This is a genomic window from Saccharopolyspora indica (genome assembly GCF_027853965.1).
GTDB lineage: Bacteria > Actinomycetota > Actinomycetes > Mycobacteriales > Pseudonocardiaceae > Saccharopolyspora > Saccharopolyspora indica.
The window spans coordinates 48,213-60,811 of sequence record NZ_JAQGLB010000009.1 but is presented as its reverse complement, the minus strand read 5'-3'; the positions used below and the strand labels follow the sequence as shown (position 1 = coordinate 60,811).

The window sequence follows — 12,599 nt, the reverse complement described above, 5'->3', positions numbered from 1 at the left end:
CGATGGCACGCCAGCGCGACGAACGGATCGACAACGCCGTGCTGGCGGCGGTGACCGCACTCCTGCGAAAAGTCGGTTACTCGGCCCTGACCATGGAAGCCATCGCGAAGCGGGCGGGCACCAGCAAGCCCGCCATCCGCCGGCGATGGAAGAGCCAGAAACACCTGGTGGTCGCGGCCATGGCACACGACCGGATCGGCGTCGTGGAGATCGACACCGGGTGCACGCACTGCGACATCGTCGGGCATCTCGAAGCGCTCCAGGTCGCGATGGACGACCCGACCCTCGGCCACGTCCTCCCGGCACTCGTGGCCGACCTCGCCGATGATCCGGAACTGCGTGAAAGCTTCCTCGCCGCCGTCTGGGGACCTCGCCGGGAAGCGTGCATCGTCTCCCTGCAGAAGGCAAAGACACGCGGCGACATCCGTCCCGGCCTCGACATCGATCTCGTGGTCGACCTGTTCGCAGCCCCTGTCGTCTTCCGGGCGCTCTTCGGCCATCGCGAACTCGGGCCGGAATTCGCGGAGGACGTCGCGCGCGCCGTGCTTGTCGGCGTGGGAACCGGTGACCGGCCCTGCTGCGCGAAAACCTGATCAAACTCGCCCGAACCTCAGCAGGTCAACCTCGCTACTCGACGCGGTCTGAGCTCAACTCCCGTTCTCGTCCCGGCTCGCCGAAAAATCTCGGCACGGCTCGTCGAAATGCCCGCCCGCCGTTCGACGCGTTGACGACGCAAGTTGACGACGAAGGAGACGAGATGGGCAAGGTCACCACCGGCAGCACGACGATGTCGCTCGACGGGTACATCGCCGGGCCGGGTGAAAGCGGCTTCGACCTGCTGTTCCAGTGGTACGGCAACGGCGACGTCGAGCTCCCCTCGGCCAGCCCCGACGTGCCCGCCTTCCGCATCTCCGCGGCGAGCGCGGAGCTGGTCGGGCCGGAGTGGGCGAACACCGGCGCGCTGATCGTCGGCCGGTACCTCTACGACATGACGAAGGCCTGGGGCGGGCGTCACCCGATGGACGTGACCACGGTCGTGCTCACCCACCAGCGCCCCGACGACCGGCCCGCGGACGACGAGAACTTCGTCTTCGTCACCGCGGGCATCGAGGCGGCGGTGGCGCGGGCGAAGGAGCTCGCCGGGGAGAAGGACGTCGTCGTCAACGGCGGGCAGATGGCCCGGCAGTGCCTGGAGGCCGGGCTGCTCGACGAGGTCGGAGTCGAGCTGGTGCCGGTCGTCCTCGGCGGCGGCAAGACGCTCTTCGGCGAACTCGGCACCGCACCGGTGGAGCTCGAGGGCCCGGTCGTGGTGGCCGAGGGCACCGGCGTCACGCACCTGCGCTACCGGGTGAAGAAGGCCTGACCGGGAGCAGCGCGCCCCGGGCACGGGGCGCGCTGCTCCCGCCAGTCCGCCGGGCTGCGGAACATCTCGCCCGCGGGGCGGGTTCAGGTCATCGGCACCTACGAGCTCGAGCGAGCGCAGCGGCGACCGCTGGGCGATGGTCGAGCTGTTCCGCACGCTTCCAGGAGGGCGATCATGACCACTTCCCCGTTCAACCCGCACGAACTGCTCGCGGCGAGCCGGCTCGGCGTGCTGGCCACCATCAAGTCGAACGGCATGCCGCAGCTCTCCCCCGTCCAGCCCTCCTACGACCAGCGGACCGGGGTCCTGCGCATCTCGACGTCCGAGGGGCTGGCCAAGACCGCGAACCTGCGGCGGGATCCGCGGGCCGCGCTGGAGGTCACCAGTTCCGACGGCTGCTCGTGGGCCACCGCCGAAGGTCCGGTGACGCTCACCGGCCCGGGCACCGATCCGAACGGCCCCGAGGTCGAGGCGCTGGTGGACTACTACCGGGCCGCGGCGGGCGAGCACCCGGACTGGGCGGAGTACCGGTCGGTGATGGTGGCCGATCGCCGGGTCCTCATCACCATGGCGGTCGAGCGCGTCTACGGAGCCACGATCCGCTGACGGCTACCGGACGGCGTAGGTGAGCTGGACCATGCCGTTGTCGAAGCGGCGTTCGCGCTCCAGGGAGAGGTCGAGCCGCAGGCCGCCGGGCAGGACCGGCGCGCCCGCGCCGACGATGGCGGGGCAGATCAGGATCTCGACCACGTCGACCGCGCCCAGGCGGAGCGCGCTGTGCGCCAGGGTCGGCCCCTCCACCGTCAGGTCACCGGCCGCTTCTTCCCTGGCCCGCTGCACCACCTCGGCCGTCAGCTCCCGCTCCAGCCTGGTGCGCTTCGTCCAGACCTCGGTCAGGGTCTTCGAGAAGACGATCTTCTCCGCGGCCTGCCACGCGGTCGCCCACCGCGCCGATTCCGGTGTCTGGGCGGCGAGAGCGGGATCGGTCTCCCAGCCCGCCATCGTCTCGTACATCCGGCGCCCGTAGAGGTAGGTGCTCACCTCGCCGATGTCGGCGGTGAGCGCCGCGATGACCTCCTCGCCCGGGTACGCCCAGGAGAAGTCGCCCTGGGCGTCGGTGTGGTAGCCGTCCAGCGAGGACGCGGTCGAGTAGATGACGCGGGACATGGCGGGCCCTTCCTGCCGAGGTTCTCCTGGGTGGACCGCGGGGACGGGTGGAACTAATCGGTCAGAGCGAGTCCAGCGCGGCGTCGAGCTCGTGGAAGCGGGTGACCGCGGGGCGTTCGACGATCGTGCCGCGCGCGATCACCAGTTCCGGGGTCGTGAACGCGCGGAAGTCGTCGAGCGGGTTCGCGCCGAGAACGACGATGTCGGCGTGCTTGCCCGCCTCGATCGAGCCGGTGATGCCGTCGAGTCCGAGGATTCGCGCGTTCTCCCGCGTCGCGGCGTGCAGTGCCTGCTGCGGGGTGAGGCCGCCGTAGCGGACGACGTAGTCCAGTTCGCGCCACGTGTTGTAGTGCGTGACGTGGGTGAGCGCGGAGTCGGTGCCCATGCCGATGGTGATGTCGTTGGCGAGCGCGTCGCGGATGCCCTGGAGCATCTCCTCGAAGACGAGTTCGGCGTTGGCCCGCACGATCTCGTCGGCGCCGGTGATCTCCGGGGCGAGCTTCACCAGCGGCAGGGCGGGCTGCAGGGTCGGGATCAGCGCGGACGTACCGCGCAGCGATCTGGGGTTGTCCTTGAACAGGTCGATCATCTCGGCGTTCATCGCGGCGCCGTGCTCGATGGTGTCGACTCCGGCGCGCAGAGCTGCGGTGATGCCTTCCTCGCTCTGCGCGTGCGCCGCGACCAGGACCCCGGCCCGGTGCGCTTCCTCGCAGATGGCGGTCATGTCCGCCTCGGTCATCTGCGGGCGCCCGGCCTCGCCGATCGCCCGGGCGTCGGTGACCCCACCGGTCGCCGCGATCTTGATCGCGGTGACGCCCTTGGCCAGGTTCTTGCGCGTGTTCTTCCGCGCCCCCTCGGGAGAATCGCTGGTCAGGGCGATCTGAGGAGCGCCGTGTCCACCGGGCACGGCGAGCAGCGGGCCCGAGGCCAGCACGCGCGGACCGGCGTAGTCGCCGCGCTCGATCTCCTCCCGGACCTCGACGACCTCGTAACCGACGTCACCGAGGCTGCGGAGGGTGGTCACGCCGGAGTGCAGCTGGGTGCGGACGTTCGCCTTCGTCCGCCGCTTGGCGATCACCCTGCCGATGGGGCTGTGCATGAACGCGGCGACCAGCGATTCCACCGATTCCTTGAGCAGGATCGGAGGAAGCGGCTTGCCGTCGGAGAACAGGTGCGCGTGCGCGTTGATCAGCCCGGGGAGCACGAAGCGCCCGGTCGCGTCGATGCGGCGGTATCCGCGCGGCACGACCACCTCCGCGGCCGGGCCGACCTGCTCGATGACGCCCTGCGCGTCGACGACGACCGTCGCGCCGGGCAACTCCGCTCCCCCGCCGTCGCAGGTGAGAACCGTCGCGTTCGTCAGCGCGAACGGTGCGCTCATGACCTCGCTCCTCAGTGGACGGACGCGCTGACCGGTTTCCCGCCCGGGAAACGGCGTTCCGGCCGGACCAGCGCATGTTACCGAACGGTAGCATCGCTCCGTTTCCGCTGATCAGGGCCCGTGAGCGTTTTGGGGTGCCATAGCCCCACAAAGCACTCACGGGACCTGGCCTGTGAAAACGGAGCCGCATCGGGCGGTTTCGCGCATATCCCGTCCGGCAGATGTGCGCCGTGGCGACTTCGGCGATGCTGGCGGGATGCGTGGTGTTGTGCGCTGGTGGCGGCGGTTGACCGATCGCACCCAGGACGCTCTGCTCGCGGCGCTGGCCGCGGTGGTCTCGCTGTGCCTTCCGGTGCTCGACCCCTCGGCCGCCGGTGAGCTCGGGCCGGTGTGGGCCCTGCTCGTGCTCGGCGCGTGCGCGCCGCTGGCCCTCCGCCGGCGACTGCCGTTGACCACTGCGGCTGTTTCCGCAGGTGTGGTGAGTCTCGGCGTGGTGCTGGGCCAGCCGCAGGCGGGAGTCGTGGTGGCGCTGGTGGTGATCGGTTCGGCGGCCTACCACCGGGAGGACCGCTGGCTGGTGCTCGCCATCGGCGCGACGAGCTGGATGCTGTTCAACATCGTGCTGGCCTACGAACCGCTGCATCCGCTGGACTTGGTCGCGATATCGGGCACCGCGGTCGCGCCCGTCGCGCTCGGATACGCGCTGCGGTTGCAGAAGAGCCGCGCCGAGCAGCTCGCGCGCCTGCGGGAAGCCCAGGTCAGGCAGCTGTGGGCGGAGGAACGCGCGCAGCTGGCCCGCGATGTGCACGACGTCGTCGGGCACCACCTGAGCGCGATCCGGATGCAGGCCGTCGGGTCGCGGAAGGCCCTCGCAGGCACCGGGGCGGACGGCGTGCTGACCACCATCGCGACGCTGTCCGGCGAAGCGCTGCGGGAGATCCGCCAACTGCTGGACGACAACGAGGAACCGCCCGACCTGGACGCGCTCGTGGCCAGGTTGCCCGGCCGGATCGACGTGCGCGGCACACTCCCCGCAGACCTGCCCCGCGACGTGCGGCACTGCGCTTACCGCGTCGTGCAGGAGGCTTTGACGAACGTGACCAGGCATTCCAGCGCCAACGAGGCCGAGGTGCGGATCGCGGATGACGACGATCATCTGGTGATCACAGTGGACGATCACGGCGACGGCGCGCCGAGCCCCGACGGGCGCGGGTTGCGCGGCATGCGGGAACGTGTGGAGTCACTCGGCGGCAGCTTCGCGGCAGGCCCGCGCGAACCGCGCGGCTGGCGGGTGCGCGCTCGGATCCCGACGCGTGGAGGAACAGCATGACCAGGGTGCTGATCGCGGACGACCAGGCACCGACCCGCGACGGGCTCCGGATGCTGCTGACCGGCGAACCCGGCATCGAGGTGATCGGAGCGGCGGTGGACGGCGCCGATCTCGTCGCGCTGGCCGGGCGGCGCAAACCCGACGTGGTGCTCACCGACATCCGGATGCCGCGCATGGACGGGCTGGCCGCGATCCGGCACCTGACGTCGCTCGCGCCACCTCCGGCCGTCATCGCGCTGACCACGTTCGACCTGGACGAGTACCTGTTCGGCGCGTTGCAGGCGGGCGCGGTCGGGTTCCTGCTCAAGGACAGCGATCCAGCGCTGTTCGTCGATGCGATCCGGGCCGCGGAGCGCGGTCAGGGCCTGATCGACCCGCAGGTGACCCGGCGCCTGGTGCACCGCTTCGCCGCCACCTCGCCGCGACCGGCGACCGCGGAGCTCGACGAGCTGACCGCCCGGGAGCGCGAAGTGCTGGTGCAGCTGGCCCGCGGCCTCAGCAACGCGGAGATCGCCGGTGCCCTCCACATCGCGCCGGGCACGGTCAAGATCCACGTGGCCCGCATTCTCGCCAAGCTCGGTCTGGCGACCCGCGTGCAGGCGGTGATCTACGCGCACCGGCACGGCCTGGTCACGTGGGACGACGCGTGAAGATATGCCCCGCGGCAGATGTCCGCGCCACCCGCCGCGCCTTAACTTCGTTCCCGAGGACGAAACCACTTGGGAGCAGAGGAAATGAAGAGAGCGATCACCGTCGCATCGGCAGCTCTCTGCCTGACCGGCTGCGCCACGGCGACGGCGGAACGGCAACTGGCGTGGCAACCGTGCGCAGGTGCGGACGACCCGGTCGGCTACGAGTGCGCGGAGGTGGAGGTCCCGGTCGACTGGGACGCCCCGCACGGCGCGAAGCTGCCGCTGCGGATAGCACGCCTGCCCAGCACCGACCCGGCGCAGCGCATCGGATCGGTGGTGTTCAACCCCGGCGGCCCGGGGGCGTCCGGCATCGAGGACCTCAAGGCCAGCGCCGACAACGTGACCGAGCTGCGGACCCGGTTCGACGTGGTGACCTGGGAGCCCCGCGGCTCCTGGCCGACCTGGAGCCAGGCGCAGGAGGAGGCCTGCGTCATGACCGGCCCGGAGTTCACCTTCCCCCGCAACCAAGCCGAATTCGACGCCAAGGCAGCGGAGAACGCGGCGCAGGCCGACCGATGTCGCGAACTCGCACCCGAGCTCTACGACAACATGGACTCGGCCTCGCACGCCCGAGACCTCGACGCGATCCGCGAGGCCCTCGGCGAGGAGAAGCTGAACTACTTCGGACAGTCCTACGGCGGCGTGATCGGCGTGTCCTACGCACGGCTGTTCCCGCAGCAGGTGCGCACGATGTTCCTGGACAGCATCGTCAACCACACGGCCTCCGACGAGCGCGCGGACGAACTCCGAGCTCTAGAGCGCACTGATCTGTTCAACCGCTTCGTGGCCTGGTGCGGCGAAACGGAGAGCTGCACCATGCGCGGTGAGGACGTGCGCGCGGTATGGCGCGACTTGCTCGCCGAGGCCGAGCGCGCGCCCATCCCGGTTGCGGGTACCGAACTCGCCTACAGCGCCTTCGACCTGGAGAACGCGATGCAGCCGTTCCTCGGGGTGAGCCGCTACGCCGAGCTCGACCAGGCGATCGCGGCGGCCCGCAACGGCGACGCGACCGTCTTCACGATGCCGTCCCAGGGCCGGAAACCGTGGCACCCCAGCGCAATGCTGGCAACCCAGTGCGCGGACGGCTTCACCTACCGCACGTACGAGGACTTCGAAGCCGCCGCAGAACGCGCCCGCCGCCTGACCCCGGACTTCCCCCACGCCCTGCCGGGCCTCCAGACGACGTGCCTCGGCTGGGAGGTCACCAACCCGCGAGGCCCGCTCAACGGCGAGAACCTGCCGCCGATCCTGGGCGCGGCCGGGGCGAACGAGCTCCTGACGACCCGCGAGGTGGCATCCCACGTGCCCGGTTCGACGGTGATCGAGTTCCCCGGCGTCTACCACGGCCTCTACATGGCGGCGGGCAACCGCTGCGTGATCGACCACGCGAACCGCTACTTCACCGACACGACCCTCCCACCAGAAGGCACCGTCTGCGAAGCCTGATCGAGGGCGAGCAAAACGGCCCGGATGCCGAGGCATCCGGGCCGCTCGTGTTCAGGTCAGGGGCGTGGGGTGCTGTAGATGATTCGCTTGTTCACGTGCTCCGTGACGGTCCAGAGCTCGTTCTTGCCCGGCCAGAAGGACAGGTCTTCCACGCCGATCGCCACTTCTTGTTCCGTGCTGTCCGAGACCAGGACTCCGATGCCCTTGGCCGCTTCGAGGTAGCCCGGGCCGGTGTCGCCGTTTCCGGTGCTGCTCAGGTACCAGCGGCCGACGTAGGGGACCGCTCCCTGGACTCGGGGCTTGGGGAGGCGGTGGGCCGCCGTTGCTCGCCACTTGCCGTCGGCGGCCAGCTTGGGCTTGCCCGTGCTGCCGTCCATCGGCCATTCCGCGACTCGGCCGTGGGTGTTCGGGTCGGTCTGCTTCGCGCAGTACTCGCCCGTCACCAGGGTGTCCGGGGTCGGGCTGCGGTCCAGGGCCAGGTAGGAGAACTTCTGCGGACCGCTCGGGTTGCACTTGTGCTCCGCCGGGAAGGTCGCCAGGCCGCCCGGGTTGGAGTAACCCGCGACCTGGGGCATCACGTAGCGGTAGCCGTGGCTGTAGTACTTGCCGCTCTGGCGGCCCATCTGCTTGCTGTCGGTGACGTCGCCGTTGGTGGCCGACTTGATGTCGAAGATGTAGCGCATGTCGAACACGCGGATGCCGCGGCGGGTGTCCGCCAGGTACAGGTAGTTGCCGTACCAGGCGATTCCGCCCGCGTGGACGGCGCTTCCGTCACCGGCCTGCGGCGTCGTCAGCGCCTCGTAGCTCGGGTTGCCGTAGGTGTTGGTGTACGGGTAGGCCAGCAGGACGTGCTGGTAGTTGCCCGTGGCCGGGTCGAGGAACGACACCCGGGCGCCCTTGACCGGGGCGTCCTGCTTGTCGTACCAGCTGACCAGGATCGCCTGCTTGGTGCCCCACTGCTGGTCTTCCTGGGCGTCGGCGACCGTGGTGATGCCCTGCGGCATCCACTCCGCGGTCGCGTTGTCGCCCGCGTTGAAGCAGAACTTGCGCGCCAACGGCCACTTCATGGTGTCCAGCGCCGGGGACGTGCAGTCGGCGCCCTTCGGGGCGTCGGTGCGGTTGGCCTGCTCCAGGATGTTCTGCACGCCGAGCTTGGGCAGTTCCGCGTCGAGCTGGTCGACGATGCCCTGGAGGTTGCCGTTGGTGGGCTCCAGCACGAAGTCCGAGAGCGCTGGTGGCGTGGCGGCCGCTGCCGGTGCGGGCGCTGCCGATGCCGGCACCACGGCCGTCAACGTCGCCGCGGCCACGGCCAGGGCGGTCATCAGATGTCGTTTCTCCACCTGTGTCTCCTCACTCCAGGAACATCGAGATCAAACCTGGGTATTTTGCCCTGTTCTCCCGGAAAATGCACATCCGTGAAACGTCGGGCTCAGCGCGATGTGCTGGGCCGTTCGCGGGAACTTTCCCATCAACAGCCGCATCCAAGCAGTAGGCTCTGCGGGCGGTGGGAAGGGACGGGATGGCGGGCGAACTCGACGAGGAGATCGCGCAGCGCTACGCCCAGCTCGGCGAGGAGCTGGACGACGAGACCGCCTACCAGCTGCTGGTGGAACTCGCGGATCTGCTGCTCCAGCGGGCGCAGACGACCGGCACCGACGTGGACGAAGTGCTCACGGTCGCGGGTAACCTCCTCGACGCCCTGGCCGACGACTCCCCTGCCCGCGCAGCACCGCTGTACCAGCTCGGGCTCGCGCACACCCTGCGCGCCGAACGTGGTGACACAGCCGAATTCCGCGCTGCGGTGGGCTATTTGCAGCAGTTGCGGCCGCTGGTCGACGACCCGGAGATCATCGCGCGGATCGGCATCATCACCGCGCAGATGGTGCTCCACCTGACGGCGTTCGAGCACGCCGATCCCGCGATCGCCGACCTGAGCACCGCGTTCGAGCAGCTGCCGGAATCGCTGCTGCGGTCCCAGGTCCGGTTCCTGCGCGGGTCCATGCACCTGACCCGGTTCATGTCCGCAGGCGGCGACCACGCCGAACACCGGGTCGCGACCGAGGATCTGACGGCTTCGCTCCAGGACCTCGAAGATCCGCAGGCCATCGACAGCTGCCACGTCGGGCTCGCCTACCTGCTGCTGACCAGGAACATCCCGGCCGAGCTCCGGCACGGTCAGGTCGACGCGAGCATGGTCAACGGGCTCGCGCTGGAGGTTTCACCGGAGGAACTGGCCGAAGCGCGCCATCACCTGGAGGCGATCTCCGATCCCTCGGACAGTTCGATCACGATGCTGCGGACGCTGATCAACGCCGCTGGAAAGGTGGAGAGCTCCACCGCATCGGACTGGGAAGGCGCGATCGACGACCTCGACCAGGTGGCCCGCACCTGGGACGACGACATGCCGGGCAGGCCGGAGATCGCAGCGTTCCAGGCTGCGCTGGCCGCGAAGCTCGCCGAGACCACCGGCGACGCCGAGGTCACCGACGCCGCCACCGCGCAGATCGCCGAGGTCGCCGCGGCGCTCCCCACCGATCACCCGATGCGGTCGCTGCTGATCAGCGGCCTGCGCGCCACCGCGCGGATGCCCGGCACCAATCCCGAGGACCTCACGCCCGACGAGCACGCCGCCATCGTTCGGCGGCTCGAACAGGCGCTGGAGCACTTCGCCGACGACGATCCCGCGCGGGCCGAGGTGATCACCCCGCTGGCCAGCACGCTGCTGGTCTCGGCCGCCTTCGACCGGGATCAGCAGCCGCTGAGCCGGGTCCGGGAGCTCGTCCAGCAGGCGTTGCGGCGCGGCGAGAACGATCCGGTCAACGCGGGGATCAACCACTTCCTGCTCGCGAGCGCCGAGAGCTTCCACTCGATCAACACCCGCGACACCGATGCCACCGAGACCGCGCTGCACCACCTGCGCCGCGCCGACGAGCTGCTTCCCGCCGAGCACGATCTCCGGCCGCTGCTCTCGCCGTGGCTCAGCTCCCTGCTCATCCAGCGGTACATGGCGTTCGGGAGCCAGGAAGACCTCGAAGCCGCTCAGTTCTTCTCCTCCGGTTCCGAGGACAAGCAGCACGCGGTCGCGCGGTTCGCCGAGGCCGTGCGGCACCTCTCGCCGCACTCGATGGACGCCGAGAAGATCGGGCGCATGGAGGCCGAGCTGACGGCGCTGCTCGACGACCTGCCGGCGGACGACTGGTTGCGGCCCCGGGTGTCGAGCATGCTCGGGTCGATCCAGCTCATGAAGCACGTCGTCACCGGAACGGAGCCGGATCCCGGTGCCGCCGAGGCCGTGATGGCAGCCGTCGGCCAGGTTCCCGAGCATCACCTCGACCACACCAGCGAGGTGATCGGCGCCGCGATGACGTGCATCGGGCAGGGCACCGCCATGCGCGATGTTCCCATGCTGAACCGGGGAATCGGGATGATGAGCGAGGTGTCCGCCAAGCCCGACCTGCACCCGAGGGAACGGCGGGCGGCGCTGGAGGGCATCGCGATCGCGCTGCGGTCGCGCTTCGAGCTCACCCGCTCGCCGCGCGATCTGAACAACTCCATCGACCGGTTCGAGCAGATCCTCCGCGAGTTCGATCCGACACCGGGCGCTTTCGAGACCGCGAACCTGCTGAATTCGCTGGCCGACGGCTACTTCACGCGCGGCGACCACGCGCGGCGGGATCAGCAGCGCGCGGTGTCCAACGGGCTGGCGTCGCTGCGGGAGCGGGCGCGGAACGTGCTGCTGCAGAACAGTCCCCGGCGGGCGTTGCAGACCGCGAGCACCGCGACCGGCGAGGCGACGGAGGTCAGCCACTGGTGCTTGGCCGTCGGGCAGCCGGAGGCCGCGGTGCAGGCGCTGGAGCTGGGGCGGGGCATGGTCCTGCACGCTTCGACGGTGGAGGCGGGCATCCCGACGCTGCTCCGGGAGCACGGGCACGGCGAGCTGGCCGAGCGGTGGGAGGCCGAAGCCTCGGAGGAGCGGCCCTGGGACGCCGGGAGTGCCGGTGCGGTGCGGGTTTCCGATGCCGATCTGCCCAGCGATCTCCGCTACCGGGTGCTGCGCGCGCTCGAACCCGTTGAGGCGCAGCTGCTTTCACCACCTCCGGTCGACGAGATCGCTGCCGGGTTGCGCGCTTCGAAGACCCGGGCGCTGGTCTACCTGCTGCCCGGCGTCGCGGTGCTCGTCACCGCTGACGGCGAGGTTCGCCAGGTGATGTCTCCGCAGCTCAGCGAGGACGGACCGGTCGCGCGCTTCGACCAGGCGCAGCGGGAGCGCGCTCGCGGGAAGGACGTCGAGGAGGAGTGGCAGGCAGCGCTGGGAGCCGTGTGCGACTGGGCCTGGTCCGCGGTGCTGAACCCGGTGCTGGACCTGCTGGCCGGTGCCGGACCGCTGCGGATCGTGCTGGTGCCGGTGGGCAAGTTCGGCGTCGTGCCGTGGCACGCCGCGCGGCGGCGGGTGCCGGGCGGGAAGGTCCGGTACGCCTGCCAGGACGCCGTGATCTGCTACGCCGCTTCGGCGCGGCAGTTCCTCGAAGCCGGGAGGCGGGAAGCCCGGTCCTGGGACAGCGAGCCCGTGCTGGTGCGGATGCCGGAGCTGCACTGGACCCAGCACGAGATGGGCCACATCCACCGCACGCACTACTCGCACGGCCCCTACCTGGGCAAACCGCGCGATCCTCGGCGCAGGGACCGGCAGCCGCCGCCGAAGCCCGACGACGTGCTGGCGCTGCTGCCCACCGCGTCGATGCTGCACCTGGCCTGCCACGCCGAGCCCGGCGAGCTGCCGGTGGAATCGGCGCTGCTGCTGGGCGCGCGGGAAGTGCTGCCGGTGCAGGACGTCCTGCGGCAGTCGCGGGACAAGCCCGCTGGGGCGCTGGTGGTGCTCGCCGCCTGCGCGAGCGATCTGACCGACCGGCAGCACGACGAGGTGCTGACGCTGTCCACCGCGTTCCTCGCCGCCGGGGCCGTCGGCGTGGTCGGGACCCGGTGGGAGGTGGTGGACCTGCCCACCGCCATGTTCATGATCGTGTTCCACCACTACCTCAACGCCGGCTACCCCGATCCGGCGAGCGCGCTGCGGGCCGCGCAGCTGTGGATGCTCGACCCGCGGCGGCGCCCGCTGGACGGGATTCCCGATGAGCTGGGGGCGTTCTTCGCCGAAGTCGACCCCAGCGCGCCGCAGCACTGGGCAGCATTCACCTATCAGGGCCGATGAAGAAGGGAACC

10 protein-coding genes are annotated in these 12,599 nt (G+C 70.2%); 7 read left to right on the top strand and 3 right to left on the bottom strand.

The window, feature by feature from the left end; all coding sequences use genetic code 11:
- The first annotated feature begins 2 nt into the window (after positions 1–2).
- The 3 genes from OU416_RS20440 to OU416_RS20430 all read left to right on the top strand — a co-directional run bounded on the left by OU416_RS20440 (position 3) and on the right by OU416_RS20430 (position 1,969).
- Positions 3–593, top strand: a complete 591-nt coding sequence (locus tag OU416_RS20440) for a TetR/AcrR family transcriptional regulator (protein ID WP_270928606.1) — start codon at positions 3–5, stop codon at positions 591–593.
- 164 nt (positions 594–757) lie between these two features.
- The gene (locus OU416_RS20435) at positions 758–1,363 is read left to right on the top strand and encodes a dihydrofolate reductase family protein (protein ID WP_270928605.1); all 606 of its coding nucleotides are present in this window, start codon (positions 758–760) and stop codon (positions 1,361–1,363) included.
- A 174-nt stretch (positions 1,364–1,537) separates the two neighbouring features.
- On the top strand, positions 1,538–1,969 hold the full coding sequence (locus OU416_RS20430) for a PPOX class F420-dependent oxidoreductase (RefSeq protein WP_270928604.1): 432 nt from the start codon (positions 1,538–1,540) through the stop codon (positions 1,967–1,969).
- Positions 1,970–1,972: 3 nt separating this feature from the next.
- Here OU416_RS20430 and OU416_RS20425 read toward each other — a convergent pair whose 3' ends face one another.
- Together OU416_RS20425 and OU416_RS20420 are read right to left on the bottom strand one after the other, a co-directional pair.
- Positions 1,973–2,530, bottom strand: coding sequence for a dihydrofolate reductase family protein (locus tag OU416_RS20425; protein ID WP_270928603.1), 558 nt, complete (start codon positions 2,528–2,530; stop codon positions 1,973–1,975).
- A gap of 61 nt (positions 2,531–2,591) precedes the next feature.
- Positions 2,592–3,911, bottom strand: a complete 1,320-nt coding sequence (locus tag OU416_RS20420) for an amidohydrolase family protein (RefSeq protein ID WP_270928602.1) — start codon at positions 3,909–3,911, stop codon at positions 2,592–2,594.
- Between the two features lie 256 nt (positions 3,912–4,167).
- Here OU416_RS20420 and OU416_RS20415 point away from each other — a divergent pair, with 256 nt between their 5' ends.
- The 3 genes from OU416_RS20415 (at position 4,168) to OU416_RS20405 (ending at position 7,379) form a co-directional block, all read left to right on the top strand.
- Entirely contained in the window at positions 4,168–5,241 is a 1,074-nt protein-coding gene (locus OU416_RS20415) for a sensor histidine kinase (RefSeq protein ID WP_270928601.1), read from the top strand.
- Positions 5,238–5,891 carry a response regulator gene (locus tag OU416_RS20410; RefSeq protein ID WP_270928600.1) on the top strand — a complete coding sequence of 218 codons (654 nt, stop codon included), beginning with the start codon at positions 5,238–5,240 and terminating at the stop codon, positions 5,889–5,891. The genes OU416_RS20415 and OU416_RS20410 overlap by 4 nt, the downstream gene beginning before the upstream one ends.
- An 84-nt stretch (positions 5,892–5,975) precedes the next feature.
- Positions 5,976–7,379: an alpha/beta fold hydrolase gene (locus OU416_RS20405; protein WP_270928599.1), complete on the top strand. Its 1,404-nt coding sequence runs from the start codon at positions 5,976–5,978 to the stop codon at positions 7,377–7,379.
- A 56-nt stretch (positions 7,380–7,435) separates the two neighbouring features.
- Here the strand turns inward: OU416_RS20405 and OU416_RS20400 are convergent, their stop codons facing one another.
- Positions 7,436–8,719, bottom strand: coding sequence for a hypothetical protein (locus OU416_RS20400; RefSeq protein WP_270928598.1), 1,284 nt, complete (start codon positions 8,717–8,719; stop codon positions 7,436–7,438).
- 179 nt (positions 8,720–8,898) lie between these two features.
- On the opposite strand from OU416_RS20400, the gene OU416_RS20395 reads away from it, so the two are divergent.
- Positions 8,899–12,588 carry a CHAT domain-containing protein gene (locus OU416_RS20395; RefSeq protein ID WP_270928597.1) on the top strand — a complete coding sequence of 1,230 codons (3,690 nt, stop codon included), beginning with the start codon at positions 8,899–8,901 and terminating at the stop codon, positions 12,586–12,588.
- The last annotated feature ends 11 nt before the right edge of the window (positions 12,589–12,599 follow it).